The organism is Daejeonella sp. H1SJ63 (genome assembly GCF_029360775.1).
GTDB lineage: Bacteria > Bacteroidota > Bacteroidia > Sphingobacteriales > Sphingobacteriaceae > Daejeonella.
The window spans coordinates 488,876-511,871 of record NZ_JARKMZ010000028.1 but is presented as its reverse complement, the minus strand read 5'-3'; the positions used below and the strand labels follow the sequence as shown (position 1 = coordinate 511,871).

The window sequence follows — 22,996 nt, the reverse complement described above, 5'->3', positions numbered from 1 at the left end:
TTAATATTTCAATATTATCAAAAAAGGCACTTACTGGTTTAGTAGTAAGTGCCTGATAGGAAAATTATAATTTTTCTATATGTCAGAGTTTATCCCACCAGATTCTGGTTAAAAACAAATCTGGTCCCTGCACAGCAATAGCAGCATTATAATTAGCTGTATTCAATGCTGCTTCAGCATCAGGATAACGCAAACGTCTCTGAATAACACCACCCGTTTCATTTCCAGGGTAATTTGTGGGAATCAACACTGGATAACCAGTTCTACGCCAATTAGCATAAGACTCGATATTATTCATTTGACCGAACATTGTTACCCAAAACTGAGTATGGATCTGACTCATCTGTGCTGCAAAAGTTGCATTAGAATTGTAAGCATTTGCATTAAGGTAATTTGCTGCTGCAGCTGCCGGATTAGGAATTACAAGACTGGCATTAGGATAAAGTGAAGTAGCCATAATATGTGCGGTAACTCCCTTGTCATAATGCTCCTTTGGAGTACCTGATCCCCAACCACGTAATGCTGCTTCTGCTAACAGATACTCAACTTCAGCATAACTCTGAAAAGTTGTGGGAGCCTCTAAATGTGCAATTGTATTGATATTTACTTCAGAGAAATCTCTTTGCATATCAGCGTTCCAGTTTGGAATTAAATTAGCAATAGTGGTATAATCATAATTGCCCGGAAGACCTTTTTGTTTTGCAGGATCAGAATTTACAAGTAGTTCAGAAATACTGATATTTCCCCTCCATAAAGTTGCGTAGAATGGCAACCGGGGATCATTTGTTGATTGCAAATAATCAATTAAAGTCTTATTAAGTTTAGAGAACCCTCTGCCTTGTGCTGAAGGTGGAACACCCTCTGCAGTTTGAAGCTGACGCGAATTCCAATTCCAATTGGTACCGGAAGCTGAGGTATGTGAAAGTTTAGCAATATCAGAATTACTCTGCATTACACCACCGGCAATTGCCTTTTTAACCCAGATCTCAGCTTTAGCAGGATCTACTTTTGTCATTCGCATACCTAAACGCAGCATCAGAGAGTAAGCGAATGTTTTCCACTTTACTGGTGCTCCTCCGTAAACAAAATCAGCAGAACCATATGATGGCTTGGTTGCATCAAGGGCCTTAGCAGCTTCTTCAAGTTCTTTTAGCATATCAGCATAGATATCAGCCTGCTTATCGTATTTTGGCTTATAAATACCATTAAGTCCGGCTGCTGCCTCTGAGTAAGGCATATCACCATACATATCAGTTACCCTATGCAAAATCTGTACTCTCCAGATTCTGGCAATATTGTACTGATTAACCATATCAGCCTTACCCTTGGTCAGATTAATAATCTGTTGGGTTTCCTTTAGTTCAGTACTAAAGGCAGTATTCCATAATCCATTGTTATAATCGGCTTTACCCTGATATAAATATTTTACTCCGGTCCATTGAAATGCATTTAAGGATGAGAAATATTGAACAAAGGATCCAGCCTGCTTTGAATTAGGATATAATGTATTACCATCACCAATACCGGCATGTCTGACTATAGTAGCAGAAAATAAACTGCTGATAACAGGTTCAGTGAATGCATTAGGATTTTTATTCATTTCTTCAAACCCCTTATCGCAGGCAGGCAAAATCAGAACCGCCAGGGTTCCAATTGCCATCAGCTTGGTGCTGAATGTTTTTTTTATGTAGTTTATCATGATAATTTCAATTTGATAATTATAAATGCTGATCTGTTAATTAGAATTTAACCAAAAGGTTTAGACCAAAACTTCTTGTAGGAGGCACTCCAAAATTCTCAAGTCCGTAAGAACTTCCACTTACACTGTAACTGGATTCAGGATCAACATTTGGTGTCTTATTATAAACCATAAACAGATTACGTGCTACTAATGACAGGTTTGCTGACTGGAATGGCGTTTTAACAAGAAGGTTTTGCGGCAGGTTATAACCTAAAGTCAATTGACGTAGTTTTATAAAATCAGCATCATAAACAAACTCATCAGTTATTGAATAGGCAATACCCTGGAAGTAATCCTGTGCGGAAAGCAATCTTGTAAATGGTGCACCATTTTGATCAACACCTGTTACAGTTACCCCTGTTTCGCGTACACCATTGGCTGTGGTACGTTTATCCAAACCAAACCTTGTTCCATAAGCATTTGTTGAAGTATACATTTTAGCCCCAAATTTACCATCAAGAAGGAATCCCATAGAAAATGCTTTATATCTGAAACTATTTGTCAGACCTAAAGTTAATGGAGGTACACCCCTTCCCAAAGGCATAATAGAGCTTTGAATAGGTAAACCACTTGCATTATTAAAGACCTTATTACCATTTGCATCTTCTTTAATCTTAAAACCGGCAATCATACCATAAGGTTTGCCTTCATAATGATTAACCCGGGCATTCTGTGTTCTGGGCTGACCACCAGTCAGACTGGTCAAACCATCTGCAATTTTCACAACGGTATTTTCATTATATGCAACATTGAAGCTTACATCCCAGTTCAACCCTTTCGAAGATTTTAATGGAGCCCCTGTCAATAACAATTCAACACCACGGTTACGCATTTCACCAACATTTAAGCTAACCGCACTAAACCCTGAAGTAGTTGGAATTGTTGCACTTACAATATCATTAGTTGTTGTTTTCTGGTATACAGTAAAATCAGCTCCAACACGATTTTTAAATGCCCTGATTTCAATCCCCGCTTCAGCTGTAGTTGAAGTGAATGGTTTCAGTGGATTTGGAATAGTATTTCCTGTTATAGTCATCAATGGCTGACCCAAATGGGAAATTGCTCCGGCAGAATAAAGAAGATCTAAGCCATAAGGTCCGGGCATTCCACCACCAACTTCTGCCCATGAAGTGCGTATCTTACCATAGTCCATCCAGCCTGGCTTGGCACTCCATGCATCAGAAAACACAAAGCTTAGTCCGATTGAAGGATAAAGTACGCTATTACTTTTAGGTGACAAAGTCGAAAACCAATCCTTACGTGCCGACATATTTAAATATAAATAGCTATTAAAGCCGACATCTACTGATCCAAACAATGAATTAATAGCAGATTCGCCAAAATTGTCTGTAAAACTCTGACTTGCACCATTACTGATAAAATAATTAAATGGCACATTCAGGTTACCACTGGTTAAACCACCTGAACGGTTTTGAGTATACATCTGGTTTCCTCCAGCCATAGCATTGACAGAAAACTTGCCAAAGGTCTTATCGAAGCCTACCAACCCTTCAACATTGGTTTCATAACCATTTATACGACTGGTACTATAAGTTCCGAAATTATTATAAAGCTGACCGGTTGGAACTATGCTCCAGCCATTAGTATTAAAATAATCAATACCAACTCTGGCTCTGGCATAAAGAAAATCAGAAATATTATATCGGGTACTAAATGATCCGATAAATCTTCTGCGCTCATCTTCATTCTTTACTTTATTAACTGCAAAGTATGGATTAGTAACAAATGGATCATCAGCCCAGGCTACTTCGAACTGATTTGCATCGTATCCGGGATTAAGGGTTCTGACATCTAAACTTGTTGCCATTACACCAACTGAGGCATTGGGATTACTTGTAAAATCTGCAATTGAGGTACGGTTTTTATTTACCTCAATGTTATATTGAGCACTCCCTTCAAAAACAATCTTTTTAGACAGATTTGCATTGGCACTTAAGTTAAAGGTATTACGATCCATCCCTGAATTAGGAATAATACCATCATTCTTCATATCAGAAACAGAAAAACGGAAATTCGCATTTTCATTTCCTCCATTTAATGCAATTGTATTTGAAAAAGTTGCACCTGTATTATAGAAATTCTTGTTATTGTCTTTTTGAGCACTATATGGTCTTAATACACCATCTAACTGAATAACAGGTGTACCATCTAACTTAGCTCCCCATGAAGTCCTTCCCATAACTCTGGCAGTAGCTGCAGAAGTTGGCTTAAGCCCTCTGTCTCCTGAACCATATTCATACTGCCAGTCAGGCATAGAAAGAACATTTTCTAAAGTATATGTTGAATTGAAATCAATACCTAATCCTTTTTGAGCCATACCTGATTTTGTTGTGATCAAAATCACACCATTTGCAGCCCTTGATCCATATAATGCAGCAGCCGGACCACCTTTCAATACTGACAAAGATTCAATATCGTCAGGATTTATGCTTATTAATCCGTCGCCGCCATCTTTTCCACCAAATGTTCCGGGCGTTCCGTTATTCGAATTATTAATTGGTACACCATTAACAACATAAAGCGGCTGGTTATCTCCACTTAAAGATCCATTACCACGAATTACGACACGGCTGGAACCGCTCGGACCGGTAGCTGTACTACTGGCATTAACCCCTGCAATTTTACCAGACAAGGCATTTCCAAGATTATTTTCTCTCGCCTGAGTAAATGAGTCTCCTTTAACTTCCGTTAAAGAATAGGCAAGTGCTTTTTTATCTCTCGTTATTCCTAAAGCCGTTACAACTACCTCACTCAATGATTGAAGATCTTCAACCATAACAACATTTATAGTTGAACGTCCATTAACTGCGATTTCCTGACTTACAAATCCAATATAGCTGAATACCAGGACTGAGTTATCAGGAAAATTAAACGAATAATTACCTTGTGCGTCTGTTGAAGTACCAACATTACTTCCTTTTACTTTAACGCTTACTCCAGGTAAAGTCAATCCCCTTGAATCAGTAACCTGACCCTTTATGATAGTCTTTGAGTCATTAGCCGGATTAACAAACTGCTTTACAGCAGGGGTAGTTTTGTTAAAATGATTAGCATCAGAGCGGCTCTCTGCATGCAATTGAAAGATTATTGCAAAAATAAATATTGCTATAAACTTTAAGGTCATTAAGGTCTTGCGCCGTAATTGCCGGGCAAATTCTGTGTTTTGATATATGTTAATCATAAGATAGATGTGTTTAATTAATACTTATTTCCCAAAGCATTGGGTATTTGCATTAGATGTTTGATTAGAGTGTCCACAAACACTTCAGGTTCAATTCATTTTTATTTTTTTAATTCATAGGCTTTAATATTAATTTTTCGTTTTGTGAATTGTATTCTCATCCTAATTTACTACCAAATCGCTAATATTGACCGGATATATATTCGCAGGTAGTATATTGTTACATTATTAAAAGACCCGGATTATATAAGCAGAAAAAACCAACCCTTCCTATATAAAAAGGCCCTACGGGGAATCAGGTAAAAACAGGAGTTAAATCGACGACTATCTAAATTTATAATTGTTCTGTTACAAAGGAGGAATTGGATCATGGATAAAAACATCAGGTTTATCAATAGCCTGAATCGCTTTATGTTTAGGATCAAACAGAACAATATTGGAGTCCTTAAACTTACTGGAATTGTATCTGATACCATTATAATTGGCTTTTTTAGCACAGTCTGCTATGAAATTAGTCAGCAAATATCCAGGCTTCCATGTTGAATTGTCTTTTGACATTCTTCTTTCCAAAACATTATTATTAAGTAAGGCAGTGAATAAGATACTATCAAAATCCAAATAGCCTCCCCAATCAATTTTAAGATCCAGAATATTGGACAAACCATCAATATGGTATTTTTGAATCCAGATTAAAGCCGGCTGATGATAATCATCCAGAATCTCAGCAACCGAGCAATCTCTGCTTTCAGATACATAAAAAACACTCTGACCCGGATGGTTATACCTTCCAATCCTCGCTATCCCAATATCCGGAGCTCCAAGATCAACACTCTTAAAGACCTTGGCGTCTCCTACGATCCGGCTTCTAAAACAATCAAAGTCTTTCAAATCACATTTAGGCAAAGTGCCACTCTCAATTTCTTTTTGAATTTTTCTCGCCAAAGGATTATCTAATACCAATGAAGGATAAACTTTGATGTATTCCTGCAGATCTATAATTTTCTTTTTGAACTTTCTATCAGCTTCAACCAGTTTAACATGAATCTGGTTATACTTCTCCTCTTCAGTTCCAACATAGGAGTTTAAATCAAAATCATGATTACCACAGCTCTTGCACACCATGCTGGCAGCAATCTCGGCATGGTAAATTTCAGGAATATTATATGCTCTGAATAAATCAACTAATTTTCTCTTCTGACCATACAGCCAAATTACCTCACTTCTATCATAAGGCTGATCCAGAGAACAATATCTTATCAGATCTTTAACATCCTGATAGTGATGTTTCGCTTTCCCAAATAGTTGATGTTTACTGACCGGATGCATAAAATATATTTGCAAACAATATCAATATTCATTTATTAAACAAAGAATTCAAAAAAAAATAATACAATATCAGATTTTGAATGGTAGATTTTAATATATAAATGATCCTTAATCAAGAGATTTTATGTAAAGAAAAAATTGTAAAATCTGAGTGCGTCCTTATGACTCTAATTCAAAAATTACCTCAATCTCAACAGGTTTATTGTTTGGCAAAGAGATGAAGCCCACAGCGCTTCGTACTCCAATTCCATTTTCAGTTCCCCAAACCTTTGCAAAGAGTTCGCTGCAGCCATTTATAACATATGGATGCTTTTCAAACTCAGGAGTGCAGTTAACCATGCCCAGCGTTTTAACCACCCGTTTAATCTTATTAAAAGTTCCCATGTTTGCTTTTATGGTTGCCAGTATATTAAGTCCCACTTGCTGAGCAGCTAACTTACCCTCATCTATATCCAGGTCTACCCCTACTTTCCCTTTGGTTAAAGTTCCATCATTTTGAATCGGGCCATGACCAGAAACATATAGCATTTGTCCGACAGTGAGGAATGTAATATAAACACCAATGGGCTGGGGCGTTGGAGGAAGGCTTAAACCGGTTAAAGCAAAATTTTCGTCTGGAGTTAATTTATTCATGATTATATATTTTATTATCTTAATATTTAGTGGTTTGGATACAGTTAATACCCTCTATTGTTTCAAACACTTGCATAAGCTTCAATCCTAAGCCTGACCGGATCAAAAACTACAAGGCAACTGCTATAGCAAATCAGCCATTTCTGGCTTTATATTTCTATTATACTCTTGCTGATCAAACTCATTTTCACTTTTGGCTATCACTATTGCAGCTATTCCGTTACCGATCATATTTGTGATAGACCGTGCTTCAGACATAAATCTATCCACACCTAACAGAATTGCAATACTTTCTACAGGCAGAATCTTTAAAGCCGCTAATGAAGATGCCAGTACAATAAATCCCGTACCTGTCACACCTGCAACACCTTTGGAAGTAATCATTAAAACCCCAATTACTGTAATCTGCTGCCCCAAAGAAAGATTAACATTAAACACCTGAGATAAAAAAATCACAGCCATGGAAAGGTAAATTGATGTACCGTCCTGATTGAATGAATAACCTGTGGGAATAACCAGTCCGACAACTGATTTTGAACAGCCCAGCCTTTCCATTTTCAGCATCATACTGGGAAGTACAGATTCAGAAGATGATGTCCCGAGAACAATAACTATTTCCTGACGGATAAATTTAAGATACTGCCACAGGCTGAATTTATACAAATAGCAAATCAAATTCAGAACACCGAAAATGAATAATGCCATGGTTATATATACCGCAATCATCAGTTTCCCTAATGGGTAAAGGGTTTCGAGTCCATAAGTTCCTATCGTGTATGCCATCCCTCCAAACGCACCGAAGGGAGCAAGGGTCATGACCATTTTCATGATATTAAAAAACACTTTCGACAATTTCTCAAAAGTATTGATAAGAGCCGTTCCCGAAGATCCCATTCTGCTCAAACCGAAGCCAAAAAGTACTGCAAAAAATAATATCTGAAGGACATCCCCTCTGGCGAAAGAGTCGAAAATATTCTTGGAAACAATGTGGGATAAAAATTCGCCCCAATTAATGTTATTTGCACTATCCTGGTAGGTTTTCACTTTAGAACCATCAATACTGACTGAAGAAAGATCAAAACCCTTTCCCGGCTGAAATATATTGGCAACCATTAATCCAATAATAATGGCTAGTGTAGTTACCAGTTCAAAATAGATGAGCGCTTTTCCTCCAACTCTTCCGACCTTTTTCATGTCGCCCATTTGGGCTATCCCAAGCACAATAGTGAAAAACACAATTGGTGCTATGAGCATGCTTATCATATTTATAAAGGTTTGACTAATCAATTTTGCCGTTGGAGCAAAACCGGGAGAGTTCAAACCAACAAGGACACCAATGACAATGGCAACCAATACCTGAAAGGAAAGATGTGATACTACGCGTTTCATAAAGTAAATAAGGAATTAATGTTTGCCATTTATATCAACTCAGACATTTACCGGTAACATTCATATTTAAATATTCAGTTAAATAAATTAACCCGGCAAAGTCAAAGAAAAACAAGATGTATTCAGAATATCATGGATTTGTTCTGGTGATTGAGTTAAATTCATAAACTATCTTTCCATCCTTGATTGTCATTTCACATTCTAATCTCTGATTACCTCCAATCCTGTTACCGTCAGCATCTCTGAAACCGAAATTACCTGAGCGAACAGACACAACAGCAAGATCGGCAATTGCACCAACCGAAAGATTGCCTAATTCCTCCCGCTTGATAGCCTTTGCGGGTGCCCATGTACTGCGTGAAATTACTCCCGGAATATCCATGCCCATCGCGAGAAAGGTTGACATTACATTGATCTGATCTTTCATACCTGCGTTCATACTGCCGGTATGAAGATCAGTACTGATTGTATTTGGAATAAATCCTGCCTTAATAGCTGGTATTGCCTGATTAAAATTGAAACTACCCCCACCAAAGCCAACATCAAATAAAATTCCTCTCTTTTGAGCGGGAATTATAAATGATCTTAATTGCTTTGATTTTGCATCTATAACAGGTTCTCTTCTGGCAGCCTGAGTAAAAACATGGGTGTAAATATCACCGGGACGCAAATACTTGAAAAATAGCTCTTCAAGTGGAAGAGGATAACCCAAATCTATAATTACAGGCACATTAGCCAGTTTGCCGGCTTCTACAACACGCTGAACCGGAACCCAAGAAAATGTATTGAAGTGTGCCAGTTTAAATCCAACGATATGCTCTTTATATTCAAGTGCGGTATTTGCTGCCATTTTAGAGTCCATATCGTTGATATTCTGCTCATAATCAGCACGACCTCTCATTCCCTCACCTACAATATTTAAAAAAGTCAATACCCTTGTTTTTGATTTATCGATAATGTTTCTTTTAAATGTTGGAAAAGATTTCCATCCGGCATCACCACAGTCAACTACCGTGGTTACTCCTGATCTGAAAGTGAACCCATCAGGTGCGACAGATAAATCACCATTACTTAAAGCACGGTTAAGCTGAGTTCCGGCAAAAACATGGCTATGCAAATCAATGAATCCGGGAGAGACATACATTCCTCCTGCATCTACAACCTGTTTAGCCAGATCAGGATTAATATCTTTTGCAACTGCAGCTATCTTACCATCCTGAATGGCTACATCCATTAATTCATTAATGTTATTCTTGGCATCCACAACATGTCCGCCTTTGATAAGGATCTCATACCTGGTTTGAGCCTGAGCAAATCCTGTCAATATTCCTATATAAATAAACAGGAAAAATATTTTCTTCATAACTTAATTATTTAATTATTAAAATCTGAGGTTTAGGTATTTCGGTTTAGTTCTAACTTTAATTAGCAACATTCCCGGCTATCGCATTCAAATCGTACACAATCTTCCCTCCTCTTACAGTCATTTCACACTCGAATCTCTTTGTTCCTTCCTGTCTCTTATTTGCAACATCCCTAAAGCTAAATTTACCTTCACGTATACCTAAAACAGCTATATCAGCCACTGAACCTACAGACAGATTACCAAGTTCTTCACGCTTAATAACCTGGGCAGGTGCCCATGTACTACGGGCAATCAGATCAGGAACATCCATACCGAGTGCAAGAAAAGTAGATAAGACATTCAGCATATTTTTCATAGCGCTGTTCATGCTGCCGGTATGAAGATCTGTGCTGATAGTATTAGGATAAAATCCGGCCTTAATGGCCGGAACAGCCTGACTGAAGTCGAAAGCAGCTGCACCAAATCCAACGTCAAATACAATTCCTCTTTTTTGAGCAGGAAAGATATAAGGCTTTAACTGTTTGGTTACAGGATCTACTATCTGATCTCTTCTGGCTATATCTGTGAAAGTGTGGGTATAGATATCTCCGGGACGTAATAACTTGAAAAATAAATCATCAAGTAATACTTTACCACCAGGCACTTCACTTCCGCCCAAATCAATGATAACAGGCATATTAGCAAGGGTACCTGCCTCCACAACTTTTCTAATAGGTGTCCAGTCGGGCTTAGCAAAATGTGCATGCTTAAATCCTACAACATAGTCTTTATTTTCAAGAGCAGTTTTAGCTGCCATTTTAGGATCCATATCACTGATATCCTGTTCAAAGTCATCCCGTCCTCTCATACCTTCGCCAACAATATTCAGAAATGACAAAACCCTTGTTTGCGACCTGTCAATTACATTCTTCTTCAATAATGGGAATGACTTCCAGCCGGCCCCGCCACAATCCACAACTGTTGTAACTCCTGCACGAAAAGTATAACCATCGGGCATTACGGAATTGCTTCCATTACTATATGCATGATTAGGCTCAGTACCATAAAAAACATGAGTATGTATATCAATCAGACCGGGAGTGACATACATTCCTTTTACATTGACAATTTGCTTTCCAAGAGCAGGATTAATATCCTTTCCTACCTTTGCTATTTTGCCGTCCTGTATGGCAACATCCATGATTTCGTTGATATTATTTTTGGCATCAATCACGTGCCCCCCCTTGAGGATTATACTATAAATCGGAGCTGAAACCTGTGCCTGAGTAAAAGAAACCAGGAGACATAGTACAGAGAGAAAAAACATTGAAATTTTTCGCATAGGTTTAGTTGTTAAAAATTAAAAAATAACTTGTTTGTGAATTCAACAGCCAAATAATAAAACTGTATTATCCTGAATTCAATTCTATTTACTGTTTGAATTAATTAAAATGGGATCAGAAATTGCATTCAATTCATATACAATCTTTCCTCCCTTTATTGTCATTTCGCATTCGAATTTATATTTACCTTCCTGCCTGTTATTTGCGACATCTTTAAACCCAAATTGTCCCTCGCGCAAATTTAAAATAGCAATATCCGCAACAGACCCTTCCGACAAATGCCCGAGATCTTCCCGTTTAATGGCCTTTGCAGGAGCCCATGTACTGCGTGCTATGACGCCCTGAATATCCATTCCCATCGAAAGGAAAACAGAAAGTACATTTAGCTGGTCCTTCATACCACCATTCATACTACCAATATGAAGATCAGAGCCCATTGTATTTGGCAGAAATCCGGCCTTAATAGCCGGTCTGGCCTGATTGAAATTAAAGCTGGAGCCTCCAAAGCCAACATCAAACAAAATCCCTTTCTGCTGAGCAGGGATTATATAAGATTTTAATTGCCTGGTCTGCGGATCCACTACAGGATCTCTTCTGGCTATTTCAGTAAAAGTGTGAGTATAGATATCACCGGGACGTAGCAGCTTGAAAAAAAGATCATCAAGAAGTACTTTTCCTCCGGGCAATTCATTACCGCCCAGGTCTATCATAACAGGCATATTGGCAATAGTTCCTGCTTCTACAATTCTTTGAATAGGTACCCAGTCTGCCCTAAGAAAATGAGCATGTTTAAACCCTACAACATATTCCTTATTAGCCAATGCCTTTTCTGCTGTTTTTTGGGGATCCATATCACCAAGATCCATTTCGTAAGCCCCCCCGCGCATTCCCATTCCAACAATATTCAGGAAAGACAATACCCTGGTCTGCGACTTATCGATGATATTTCTCTTAAAAGTGTCAAAAGACTTCCAACCTGCCCCACCTGCATCAACTACAGTTGTTACACCGGAGCGAAAAGTAAATCCATCGGGAGATAGAGCAGCACTGCCATTACTATATGAGCCATTTTCTGTACCCGCAAAAACATGGGTATGCAGATCAATCAGGCCGGGAGTAACATAAAGTCCCTTTGCATTCACAATCTGCATTCCCGAAGAAGATTGAATGTTCTTTGCAACCTTTGCAATTTTACCTTCGTAAATTGCAATATCCATTACTTCATTGATGTTATTTTTTGCATCAATTACATGTCCCCCCTTTATCAGAATGGTATGGGGCTGTGCCAGAGCAACAGAAGTAAGCAGAGCGAACCCGAAAACTACACTTAAGGATATTATTCTCATATTTTCGGTTTCAGGTAAGCTCTATACAATAACTAAATCAGCTGACAGATGCCTTAAAAAGTTCTTCCTGGATGCGTTTAGCAACAATTTTCTCTTCTCCGGGCTGAAGCATCCATACTGTAATATTGAGTGCACCACTCTGACTTGGAACAGAAGCACTGCGAATTCCTACTTCGATAGAAGGATTACCCTCACGCAACTTTTCTGTAATCTGCTTAGTAGTCAATTTAATTGCGGCCGAATCCCAAAAAATACTAAGATTGGGTGTACGGTTATGAATTGGGGGAATAACCACTTCTGTTGAAACTCCTTTAACTTTTTTCACAGCATTATCTATCACAGCAATCTGGCTTTCCCACATCTTCCACTCCTTATCATGATCCTGGTTTACATATCTTTCCAAAGCCGCATAAAGTCCGAAAATCTCTTCCTTATTCACTTTCATTCCACGTCCGATATTTTTATTATCCGGAGGTGCACTCAAGCGGGCTGCAGCAATAAGATCCTTTCTTCCCATAAGAATACCGGTACTTTGTGGACCCCTTATTGCCTTTCCTCCCGACACGCATACCATATCAAAGCCCATATCATTGAACTTCCAAAGGTTTTCTACCGGAGGAACGTCTGCAGCTATATCAATAATTGTGGGAATATTATTCTTTTTTGCAACTGCCAGCCACTCCTGATGTTTAATTTTACCATCAGGTGTATGATCATTCAAAAAATACATCAGCGCAGTTTTACTACTAATCGCTTTTTCCAGCTCCTCAGAAGTTTCAACTAACACCTTCTTAATTCCGGTATTATTCAGAACATGGATATAGCCATAGTTATGACTTTTCTGAACTATTACTTCGTTTTTATCAAAATCATCTACATTGGGCAATTGTGCCACTTTATTGCGATCCATTCCGGTAAGTGCAGCGGCTGTACCCAATAATAATGCCGAAGAACAACCTGCAGTTACCATAGCAGCTTCAGAATGACAAATTTCTGCAATTTTTGCCCCTACCTTGTCCTGAACTTCTCCATACATTACAAATCCTTTGGAAGAACTGTTAATTGCATCCAGCACTTCATCATGCATCAGGGATGCTGATATCGCTGTATATGGCCCGGAAGCATTAATAAACCTTCTGATTCCCAGCTCATTAATCAGATCGCGCTTAGGTTTTACAGCTGATGTAGCAGCCTCTGCCCGAAAAGGCACACCCGAACCAATCACAGTGCCTGCCAAAGGTGCTACTGACAGGTATTTAATAAGATCTCTACGTTTCATAGTATGAAAATTAATTTAAAAAGTTATATCAATTTACCTGACCTGTTCCCGGACCAACGTCCCACCACATTCTGCCCTGCAACAAGTCTATCTGGTCTTCTGTGAAGTTTTGTCTTTTAATCGCTTCAAAGTAGTTAACAGAATTCAAGGTCTTCTCTGCATTAGGTATTGAGAATCTTCTCCACATCTTTCCACCGGTTACGTTTCCGGGATAATAAGAAAGAGTTCCATTAGGCAGCCTCCAGTTTTTGTAATTGAATACAGGATATTTAGTACGGCGCCAATTTGAAAAAATTTCAAAATCATCCCCTAACATAGATACCCATTTCTGAGTTGAAATCTGCTCAAGCTGTTGTTCAAATGTTCCGCCTGTTAAATATGGATTGTTCGTTAAATAGGTATCTACTGCAGTAGCAGAAATAACCCCGGAATGAGGGGCCACAGTTGGCCATAATGCCCATTGAGCCATTGCAGCACGAACACCATTCTCATAAGCCGCCTTTGCAGTTGTACCAACATTCCAACCTCTTAATGCTGCTTCTGCCAGAAGAAGATATGCTTCTGCAGGCCCCATTGTAATAATTGGTGAACCACGATCCAAATAAAGCAATGATGGTTCAGAGTAGGTATCAAAATCTGTCGGTTTAGTATTCAGACTTCCATTTATCATTCCACGCTGCTTTGCAACGGTATTATCTGCAACATAGGTATTGCCTGAAGGCACCCAAACTACTGATACAATAGGTAAACGAGGATCCTGCGTATTTTTCAAATGATCGATAAACTTTGCTGACCATTTACCTCCAAACACATTATCTCCTCCCGGAGTGACGAAATCACCGGCAATTAGCCCATCCACCCTTGGATTAGTCTGACCTGTAATATTTGCAAATTTACGATAAGCAATATCAGTATTAGCGCTCATAACACCTCCGGCAACTGCTTTTTCAACCCATGTTTTGGCTGTAGCAGGCTCCACGTCCGACAAACGCATTCCTAAACGCATCATCAGTGTGTAACCGAATTTTTTCCACTTGCTTATGTCACCTTTAAAATATGGATCTGCATTGCCAAATACATTTGGTTTAGTCAAATCCATAGATTTCAGAGCAATATCAAGTTCGTTTAACATTGCTGTGTAGATACTTTTCTGGGTATCATATTTAGGTTTAAGATTAGCCAAACCCTTCATGGCCTCGGTATAAGGCATGTCGCCAATCACATCAGTTACCTGATGAATAGCTAATATTCTTAAAATCTCAATTGCAGCCCTTTTGTTTACATTTTCAGGGCCGGGTATCTGCTCATTAAGCTGCAGAAGCCTGTTCCACTGATTATTATAAACATCAAAACTACCCGCAGTACCTCCAAAATCATAGAATTTATCTCCTGATCCATTTACCTCTCTGTAAACAGCGAAATATTGCAATCCTCCGCCAAGTGCTCTGTAGCTCTGACCAGGGATACTATTATGTACGGCAGCTGTAAACGTATATGCAGGTATAGCATATTCAATTACATTCGGATTTTTATTCATATCCGTTAATTCCTTGTCATTACAAGACTGGAATGCGAACAAAATGATAATGGCTATCGACACATATATCATTCTTATAGATAATATTTTCATCTTCTTAGATTTAATGTTTAGAATCTTACATTCAGATTAAAGCCTATATTTCTGGTTCTCGGTCCGGCAACTCCCTGGGTTCCCTGTGCGTTACCTACGGTTGACTGTATTTCAGGATCAACACCAGCTTCTTTAATGCGCTTATCCTGATAAAGTGTTGCCAGATTCAATCCTGTTATACCTAAGGAAGCCGCCTGAACCTTTATATATTTCAGAAGATTTGGAGGAAGATTATATTTAAAGACGGCTCTGCGAAGCTTAACAAAATCTGTTTTGTAAACAAACTGACCAGGATAGGCACTTCCAAAATTATTATAGTACGTATCCAGATCTACAACAGACCATACCTTTGTATAGGGTGCACCAGTCACATCAACTCCACTAACAGTTAAACCCGACTCTCTTCCCGGAAGAGTCAATGGAGTACTGCCAAATCTGGTCGCATATTGAATCAGGTTACTGTAACCTACAGCACCAAATTTAGAATCTATATCAATTGTTAATGAAAAAGCTTTGTATCTGAAATTATTACCTATACCCATCAAATATGGAGGATTTCCAACACCCATATCTTGTTCAACCCTTTCTTCATATCCGGTTGCTTTATTATAAACCAACACTCCATTTGCATCTCTCTTCATTACAAATGACCTTAAGGTTGAATATGGCAGGCCAACTGCATTAATCATGTTGGTACCACCAATTCCGGTTCCCAATGACAATACAGAGATTCCCTCTGCAAGCTCAACAATTTTACTTTGGTTATACCCAAAGTTATAATTGATATCCCAGCTGAAATTATCTTTCCTGATCGGAGAACCATTTAAACTGATCTCCCAGCCTTTATTGGTGATAAGTCCCATATTCTGTCTTCCGGCAGAATATCCGGTTGTCTGGGATATTGGCGGTGAAAGTATATCGTTGGTCGTTCTTCTTGAATAATAGTTCACATCTAAACCTATGCGGCTATCAAGCATTTGGACTTCGAATCCACCTTCCAGCGTTGTTACAGTTACAGGCCGGATGTTTGGATTTTGCAATTCATTAGGAGTACTTAAAACAGGAAGACCATCTGCATTAACCGTATTAAGCGCATAAGTCCTGTTAATACTTCCTGCACCAACTGTAGCACTTCCAACCTGCGCCCATGAAGAACGAAGTTTAGCATAATTAAATAGCTTTGGAAGTTTAACTACATCAGAAAGAATTAATCCTCCTCCTATAGACGGATAAAAGATAGAATTAAAACCAGGGTTCAATACTGAAAACCAGTCCTGCCGTCCGGTTACAGTTAAATAAAGGACATTTTTATAGTCAATATTAGCTTCTCCAAAAAGAGAATTGATACCTTCTGCTCCCTGTCCAATGTTTACCAGTTCTCTGTTAACAAGGTTTGAAACACTATAAAAATTAGGAACTACCCATTCGGTACCATTCGCAGTATTTCTTTCACTGTAATTTTTATCCCTGTTTCCACCTGCCATTAAATTAAATCCGATCTTATCTGAGAGGAACTTTGTATTATAATTTACTATAGCCTGGAAATTTGTTTTATTAGTCTGATCTGTCGCAGAATTGTAATAGCCAAGAGGTCTGAATCCATGTCCTTTAGGTACATAATTAGATTCTGTATAATAACTGAAATCTCTGGCAACAGTTCCTTTAATGAACAGTTTTGGCAAAATATTAACCTGAACACTTGCTCTGCCAATCAAACGCTGCTGATCGTCGTTGTTACCCATTTGATAAGCCGTAAAATAAGGGTTGGTTGCCTGAAGAACAGGATTCCACAACAGTTCATTACCGGTTGCTACATTAATTCCAGGCCGGTTCGGATCCTGCCCTCTGAAGTTCCGGACATCAACAGTACTTGCTGCCAGGTAAACAGGCCATGCTGCACTTTCAGCATAACCAACATTGGGTCTGTTTACACCCTGGACAATGTTATACTGAACACCAGATTCAAGTTTTATAAAATCGTTTTTACCCATCTTACCCTGTACATTCAGGTTGACAGTTTTTCTGTAAAATTTAGAATTAGGTTGATTATCTTTTGAACGAAGATCACTTACTGATAATCTCATTTGCATATTCTGATTACCGGCATTGAAAGCTACTGTATTGGATATATTCTGACTTGTTTGATAATAACTCAAAATATTCTGTTTAACGTAAACAGGAGAATAAGGCCGCATTACCCCGTCGAACTGTATCACACTTGAGCCATCCATTTTAGCCCCAAATGATATACGGCCCGCACTCAATGCAGCAGCTATAGTAGCTGGTTTTACACCATCATTTCCGGAACCATATTCATATTGAAAATTTGGGAAAACAGAGGGAGCTCCGAAATTCGCATCAGAGCTAAGCTCAATACCAACTCCTTTTTGAGTATACCCTCTTTTTGTTGTAATCAGTATAACTCCATTTGCAGCCTGACTGCCATACAGAGCAGCTGCAGCACCACCCTTCAAAACTGATATAGTCGCTATGTCATCAGGATTCATACTCGAAATACCATCCCCACGGTCAACATTCAAACCCTGAGCATTAGTTGCGGCACCACGATTTGTATTATTAATAGGCATACCATCAACTATGTATAAAGGCTGCTGATTGCCATTTAATGAGGTATTACCCCTGATAATTACACGGCTGGAACTTCCGGGCCCAGAGTTTACCTGGGTAGCATCAACTCCTGCAATCTTACCGGTTAAAGCACTTGCAACATTATTCATTCGGGCCTCAGTGAATTCCTGACCACGAACCTCCTGAACTGCATAACCTAATCCTCTTTTTGCTTTGGTTACACCAAAAGCGGTCACCACAACTTCAGTCAGCGACTGCCGGTTTTCAAGCATGGTAACATTAATATTTGTTCTTCCATCTACTGATACTTCCTGAGTTACATATCCTATATATGTAAAAACCAAAATACTTTTATCAGGAGCATTCAGACTATAAGCTCCCGATATATCTGTTGTTGTACCTGTAGCGGTCCCCTTTATTCTTACACTAACTCCGGGCAAAGTCTCACCTTTAGAATCTACAACCAAACCTTTAACAATAGCTTTGGCATCCGAAATTGAAGTATTAATCAGCTTAATAACCACAACCTGATCAACCACCTCAAAAGTTAATGGTTGATTACGCAAAACCTGACTCATAACATTTTCAATCGTTCCACCATTAGTAATCACATTAACCTTTTGATCAAGATCAACCTGATCTAAACGATAAAAAATTGAATATTTACTATTCTTTTCGATCTGTTTAAACATCTGTCTGACAGTCGTATTGGTTTCATTAAAATTGAATGATTGAGAATGAACTTCGGCGCGTAGCTGAAAGATTGCTGCTAAAGTAAAAATTGCTATTAATTTCATAGCCCGGATGGTTTTTCGCCGCAATAGACAGACGAATTCTGCATTTTGATAAAGAATTTTCATAGTTTTGTGTGTTATTAGTTAATACTGGCTTCCCAAGCAATGGGTATTAGCTACTACTGAACGGCCGGGAGTGTTAGCGCACTTCCGGTTATTTTTTATTCGTTGTTATTATATCATAGTCCTTCATCATTTAAGTTATCAATCCGGCGAATGGTTATTTCCCTACCCTTTTTATTATATTCTATATCTGTGGTTTCTTTCATTATTTTCAATGCTTTCTCTACACTATCAATATTTCTAAAGCTTCCTGTATATTCATAATTTCTAAGATTACTGTCTTCCAGCACAATGTCTACATCGTACCTTCTTTCCATAATTTTTATTATTTCATGGAAAGACTTTCCTTCAAATACCAGTAAATCTTCTGTCCACCCGGCATACTCTTCTACCTGTGAAGGGGTGAGTTTCTGAACCTTAACCTCAATGATATCTGAAAAATCATTAGCAGAGAGGTTCTGAACAGTTTCTCCGGAAGCATAATTCAATTTGAAAACCTGTTGTTTTTTGACCGAAACTTTCTGTGGCTTATCTGAGTCTATTGTTAATTTCCCCTCGATCTGCACTTCTCCTTCAACAACCATCGTTTCAAAAGAGAGGTCATCTGAATAGGCTTTAACATTAAATACAGTACCAATATCCCTGATTGTATAGTTATCGGTATTAACAATAAACGGTACATCGCCTTTTGCAATATCGAAATAGGCTTCACCGCTCAGATGAACAGTTCTTGTTTTTTTACCAAAGTCAATATTATATTTCAGGGTACTCCCTGCATTTACAGAAACCTTTGTTCCATCAGGCAGCACAAGCTTCCTTACAAATCCTTTAGGGACTTTAATTTCGGAAAAGGCCATTTCTGATGTGGAATTAACTTTAAACTGCCTTTTATCAAAATAATAAGGTGAAACAGCACATAAAACAAGCAAAACGGCAGCAATCGAGAGCTTTCTCCAGCTCATCTGCTTAATGATGCCTTTGCCTGAATCTCTGGTATTCGATTTGTGCATAAATTCAGTATACGCCTTCTCCGAATCAATATAGCCTATCTTATAATGTAAAGACTGCTGCCATGACTCATATACCTGTATATAGAATTCTTCATGAATTTCACTGGTGCTGATTAAATACTTAGCCAGGGCAACTTCCTCCTCGTTAGCTTGCCTTGTTACATACTTAGTAATTAAAACTTTGTCGATTTCTTTCATGCTTGTTAATTAAAGACAACTGTTTACTGCTGTACCCCCAACACATATTAAATTATTATTAAGATTTTGTTATTATTTCCGAAGGAAGGTATATTCCATACTAACATTTCAGGAATAAAAAATTAATGGTTTAGGAAAATTATTGGGCCATAGCAATTAGAATACTGATTGTATACCCAAGGCTTATTCTAAGCTTTTCAATAGCTATTGTGATGTGCCTTTCAACAGTATTCTGCGAAATATTGAGTTTTTCGGCTATTTCCCTGTTCTTCAGATATTCAAAGCGGCTCATCTCAAATACAAGCTTGCATTTTTCAGGGAGTGTATCTATTGCCTTTCTGATCTGTTCGGCAAGTTCCTTTTCATGATAGGGGTTGGTTTCATGTTCAGGTACTTCATCAAGAAGTTTATTCCTGATCATGTAACTTACGTATTCATTTTCAATACGCTGATGTTTTAAATAATTCAGGCATTTATTCTGAACCATTTTATATAGATAAGCTGTAACTGAAGTCGTAAATGACAATGATCCTCTCTTCTCCCAAAGAAAAGTTAATGCTTCCGAGGCAATTTCCTTAGAAATATCTATATCGTTTAAAAACTTATTAGCGTAAAAAGTAAGTTTTACATAATGAGATTTGAATAATAACTCAAATTCTTTCACATCAGCATTCCAAAATTTAAACTCCGAATGATTATGATTCATTATTTAACAATAAAAATAGTTCCCATAGATTATGCAATTTCATTGATTCCTAATATATAATTAATCAACCATTTACAGAATATTTTCAAGCAAAAACGATCTTCTTATCCTTTATCCGGATTCAAAAAAAATCTCCGGTTATTACCACGAATACCGGAGATCTGAATTATTTTAATATGTTAAATACGGCTATATTAATTCAATATTAACTTTTAAATATTAACTTTTAAGAAAAAAATATTAATTCTGATTTAAACCATGCATTATTCCATACTCTAATCCTCTCAACTCTGCCAAACCACGCAGCCTGCCAATTGCTGAATAGCCCGGATTGGTTTTTTTCTTCAAATCATCCAGCATCTGGTGCCCATGATCCGGTCTCATTGGAATAGAGACTTTTCTGGCCTGTGATATTTGTACCAGCTGCTTAACAACTGCATACATATCTACATCACCGTCAAGGTGATTATCTTCATAAAAATCCCCAAGTTCATTCCTTCGGGTACTTCTCAGATGAATAAAATTAATTCGATCTGCAAACTGTTCAACCATCGCCGGTAAATCATTATCCTGACGTACACCAAATGACCCTGTACAAAAACAAAGTCCATTAGAAAGCGAAGGAACAGCGCTGATAAGTTTACTGATATCGTCTGCTGTACTAACCACTCTTGGAAGCCCTAATATTGCATAAGGAGGATCATCAGGATGAATCACCATTTTGACACCACATTCATCAGCTACCGGAATAATTTCAGAAAGAAAATAGATGAGGTTCTGACGAAGTTGTGCAGCATCAATTCCTTTATAAGTATCCAAAGCCTGCTGGAATTGCTCAATGGTGAAACTTTCTTCACTTCCTGGCAAACCTGCAATAATATTTCTGGTAAGCTGATGTTTATCCTGATCACTCATACCGGCAAAACGAACTCTGGCACGCTCCCTTTCTTCGGGAGTGTAATCTGATTCTGAACCCGGCCGCTTTAAAATAAATAAATCAAAGGCCATAAAAGCTGCCTTTTCAAACCGGAGTGCTTTTGAACCATCTTCAACAGTGTAAGCCAGATCAGTTCTGGTCCAGTCAAGCACCGGCATAAAATTATACGTAATGCATTTAATACCGCATGCAGCTAAATTTCTGATACTTTGCTTGTAGTTTTCAATGTATTTAAGATAAAGCCCGGTTTGAGTTTTGATATTTTCATGTACAGGTACACTTTCAACTACACTCCAGATCATTCCGGCGTTCCAGACTTCTATTCGTCTTTTCTCGATCTCTTCAACCGTCCATACTTCCCCGTTAGGGATATGATGTAAGGCAGAAACAATTCCTGAGCAACCCGCCTGTCGGATATCAGAAAGGCTTACCGGATCATTCGGACCGTACCAGCGCATAGTTTGCTGCATAGCAAATGCTGTGTCAATTGTATTATTAGTGTTCATTATACTCCGCCAAAAATTGAAAATCCACCATCCACACATACCATAGATCCGGTAACGAATTTGGATGCATCACTTAATAACCATACCAAAGCCCCCTGTAATTCATCAGGATGGCCAAATCTCTTAAACGGTGTATTTCTGATCACTTTTTCACCGCGCTCAGTAAAAGTACCATCCGGATTAGTCAGAAGATTTCTGTTCTGCTCAGTCAGGAAGAACCCCGGAGCCAGAGCATTCATACGTATCCGATCGCCATAACGATTAGCAAGTTCAACAGCAAACCACTGATTATAACAATCTACAGCTGCCTTACCCATATTATAACCTAGTACGCGTGTAATGGCACGTTTAGAATTCATGGATGATATATTAACAATACTCCCCTTCTCTACCGTATTAACCATGGCTTCTCCAAATATCTGGGTTGGTATCAGGGTTCCCCAGGTATTCAGGTCCATAACCTGCTTCATCCCATCAAGGTTCATTTTGAAGATATCATCACCAGGCAATAAAACTCCATGTGGCTGATTTCCACCGGCACCATTTACCAATCCATCAATACGTCCATATGTATCAAGCACTTTATTCTTTGCATCAATAAGCTGAGCTTCATCCATAGCATCTGCAATCAGGGCTATTGCACAACCACCATTCTTATTAATTGCATCAGCCCGTTCATTAGCCACATCTTTATTCCTCCCAAGAATACCAACTGTACCCCCAGCTTTGACAATTCCGTTTATAAATGAATTGCCCAGAATGCCGGTACCTCCTGTAACTATTATTACTTTATCCTTTAATGAGAATTCTTCCATTTTTTGTGTTATCTGTTTTCTGTTGCCTGTTATCTGTTATCGGAAAGAGCAGTTCATTCCATTATTTGCTGCCTCCATCTTGATACCTGATACTATTATCTGTTATCAGGATTGGTGTAAATTTATCAGTTTAATGATAAATAA

Annotated in this window: 15 protein-coding genes; all 15 read right to left on the bottom strand. The window is 38.3% G+C overall.

Going from position 1 to position 22,996, the window contains the following annotated elements:
- Window positions 1–82: 82 nt before the first annotated feature.
- On the bottom strand, window positions 83–1,699 hold the full coding sequence (locus P2W72_RS09990; protein ID WP_276361652.1) for a SusD/RagB family nutrient-binding outer membrane lipoprotein: 1,617 nt from the start codon (window positions 1,697–1,699) through the stop codon (window positions 83–85).
- Between the two features lie 40 nt (window positions 1,700–1,739).
- Window positions 1,740–4,943: a SusC/RagA family TonB-linked outer membrane protein gene (locus tag P2W72_RS09985; protein ID WP_276361650.1), complete on the bottom strand. Its 3,204-nt coding sequence runs from the start codon at window positions 4,941–4,943 to the stop codon at window positions 1,740–1,742.
- Window positions 4,944–5,291: 348 nt separating this feature from the next.
- Window positions 5,292–6,269: an RES family NAD+ phosphorylase gene (locus P2W72_RS09980; protein ID WP_276361647.1), complete on the bottom strand. Its 978-nt coding sequence runs from the start codon at window positions 6,267–6,269 to the stop codon at window positions 5,292–5,294.
- Between the two features lie 159 nt (window positions 6,270–6,428).
- Window positions 6,429–6,902: a RidA family protein gene (locus tag P2W72_RS09975; protein WP_276361645.1), complete on the bottom strand. Its 474-nt coding sequence runs from the start codon at window positions 6,900–6,902 to the stop codon at window positions 6,429–6,431.
- Window positions 6,903–7,025: 123 nt separating this feature from the next.
- Window positions 7,026–8,291: a C4-dicarboxylate transporter DctA gene (gene dctA, locus P2W72_RS09970; protein ID WP_276361643.1), complete on the bottom strand. Its 1,266-nt coding sequence runs from the start codon at window positions 8,289–8,291 to the stop codon at window positions 7,026–7,028.
- A gap of 130 nt (window positions 8,292–8,421) precedes the next feature.
- A complete protein-coding gene (locus P2W72_RS09965; RefSeq protein WP_276361641.1) occupies window positions 8,422–9,654 on the bottom strand; it encodes an amidohydrolase/deacetylase family metallohydrolase in 1,233 nt (410 codons plus the stop codon).
- Window positions 9,655–9,712: 58 nt separating this feature from the next.
- Window positions 9,713–10,978, bottom strand: a complete 1,266-nt coding sequence (locus P2W72_RS09960) for an amidohydrolase/deacetylase family metallohydrolase (RefSeq protein ID WP_276361638.1) — start codon at window positions 10,976–10,978, stop codon at window positions 9,713–9,715.
- 84 nt (window positions 10,979–11,062) lie between these two features.
- Entirely contained in the window at window positions 11,063–12,325 is a 1,263-nt protein-coding gene (locus P2W72_RS09955; protein WP_276361636.1) for an amidohydrolase/deacetylase family metallohydrolase, read from the bottom strand.
- A gap of 37 nt (window positions 12,326–12,362) precedes the next feature.
- On the bottom strand, window positions 12,363–13,604 hold the full coding sequence (locus P2W72_RS09950) for an aminotransferase class V-fold PLP-dependent enzyme (protein ID WP_276361633.1): 1,242 nt from the start codon (window positions 13,602–13,604) through the stop codon (window positions 12,363–12,365).
- A gap of 28 nt (window positions 13,605–13,632) precedes the next feature.
- Window positions 13,633–15,234, bottom strand: coding sequence for a SusD/RagB family nutrient-binding outer membrane lipoprotein (locus tag P2W72_RS09945; protein WP_276361631.1), 1,602 nt, complete (start codon window positions 15,232–15,234; stop codon window positions 13,633–13,635).
- 17 nt (window positions 15,235–15,251) lie between these two features.
- Window positions 15,252–18,620, bottom strand: coding sequence for a SusC/RagA family TonB-linked outer membrane protein (locus tag P2W72_RS09940; RefSeq protein ID WP_276361628.1), 3,369 nt, complete (start codon window positions 18,618–18,620; stop codon window positions 15,252–15,254).
- Between the two features lie 176 nt (window positions 18,621–18,796).
- On the bottom strand, window positions 18,797–19,888 hold the full coding sequence (locus P2W72_RS09935) for a FecR family protein (protein ID WP_276361626.1): 1,092 nt from the start codon (window positions 19,886–19,888) through the stop codon (window positions 18,797–18,799).
- A 139-nt stretch (window positions 19,889–20,027) separates the two neighbouring features.
- On the bottom strand, window positions 20,028–20,594 hold the full coding sequence (locus tag P2W72_RS09930) for an RNA polymerase sigma-70 factor (protein WP_276361624.1): 567 nt from the start codon (window positions 20,592–20,594) through the stop codon (window positions 20,028–20,030).
- Between the two features lie 240 nt (window positions 20,595–20,834).
- A complete protein-coding gene (uxuA, locus tag P2W72_RS09925) occupies window positions 20,835–22,037 on the bottom strand; it encodes a mannonate dehydratase (protein ID WP_276361622.1) in 1,203 nt (400 codons plus the stop codon).
- Window positions 22,037–22,852: an SDR family oxidoreductase gene (locus P2W72_RS09920; RefSeq protein ID WP_276361620.1), complete on the bottom strand. Its 816-nt coding sequence runs from the start codon at window positions 22,850–22,852 to the stop codon at window positions 22,037–22,039. The genes uxuA and P2W72_RS09920 overlap by 1 nt, the downstream gene beginning before the upstream one ends.
- Between the last annotated feature and the right edge of the window lie 144 nt (window positions 22,853–22,996).

Coding starts and splice junctions, on each gene's coding strand:
- P2W72_RS09990 (WP_276361652.1), bottom strand. CDS start 1,699: ATGATAAACTACATAAAAAAAACATTCAGCACCAAGCTGATGGCAATT.
- P2W72_RS09985 (WP_276361650.1), bottom strand. CDS start 4,943: ATGATTAACATATATCAAAACACAGAATTTGCCCGGCAATTACGGCGC.
- P2W72_RS09980 (WP_276361647.1), bottom strand. CDS start 6,269: ATGCATCCGGTCAGTAAACATCAACTATTTGGGAAAGCGAAACATCAC.
- P2W72_RS09975 (WP_276361645.1), bottom strand. CDS start 6,902: ATGAATAAATTAACTCCAGACGAAAATTTTGCTTTAACCGGTTTAAGC.
- dctA (WP_276361643.1), bottom strand. CDS start 8,291: ATGAAACGCGTAGTATCACATCTTTCCTTTCAGGTATTGGTTGCCATT.
- P2W72_RS09965 (WP_276361641.1), bottom strand. CDS start 9,654: ATGAAGAAAATATTTTTCCTGTTTATTTATATAGGAATATTGACAGGA.
- P2W72_RS09960 (WP_276361638.1), bottom strand. CDS start 10,978: ATGCGAAAAATTTCAATGTTTTTTCTCTCTGTACTATGTCTCCTGGTT.
- P2W72_RS09955 (WP_276361636.1), bottom strand. CDS start 12,325: ATGAGAATAATATCCTTAAGTGTAGTTTTCGGGTTCGCTCTGCTTACT.
- P2W72_RS09950 (WP_276361633.1), bottom strand. CDS start 13,604: ATGAAACGTAGAGATCTTATTAAATACCTGTCAGTAGCACCTTTGGCA.
- P2W72_RS09945 (WP_276361631.1), bottom strand. CDS start 15,234: ATGAAAATATTATCTATAAGAATGATATATGTGTCGATAGCCATTATC.
- P2W72_RS09940 (WP_276361628.1), bottom strand. CDS start 18,620: ATGAAATTAATAGCAATTTTTACTTTAGCAGCAATCTTTCAGCTACGC.
- P2W72_RS09935 (WP_276361626.1), bottom strand. CDS start 19,888: ATGAAAGAAATCGACAAAGTTTTAATTACTAAGTATGTAACAAGGCAA.
- P2W72_RS09930 (WP_276361624.1), bottom strand. CDS start 20,594: ATGAATCATAATCATTCGGAGTTTAAATTTTGGAATGCTGATGTGAAA.
- uxuA (WP_276361622.1), bottom strand. CDS start 22,037: ATGAACACTAATAATACAATTGACACAGCATTTGCTATGCAGCAAACT.
- P2W72_RS09920 (WP_276361620.1), bottom strand. CDS start 22,852: ATGGAAGAATTCTCATTAAAGGATAAAGTAATAATAGTTACAGGAGGT.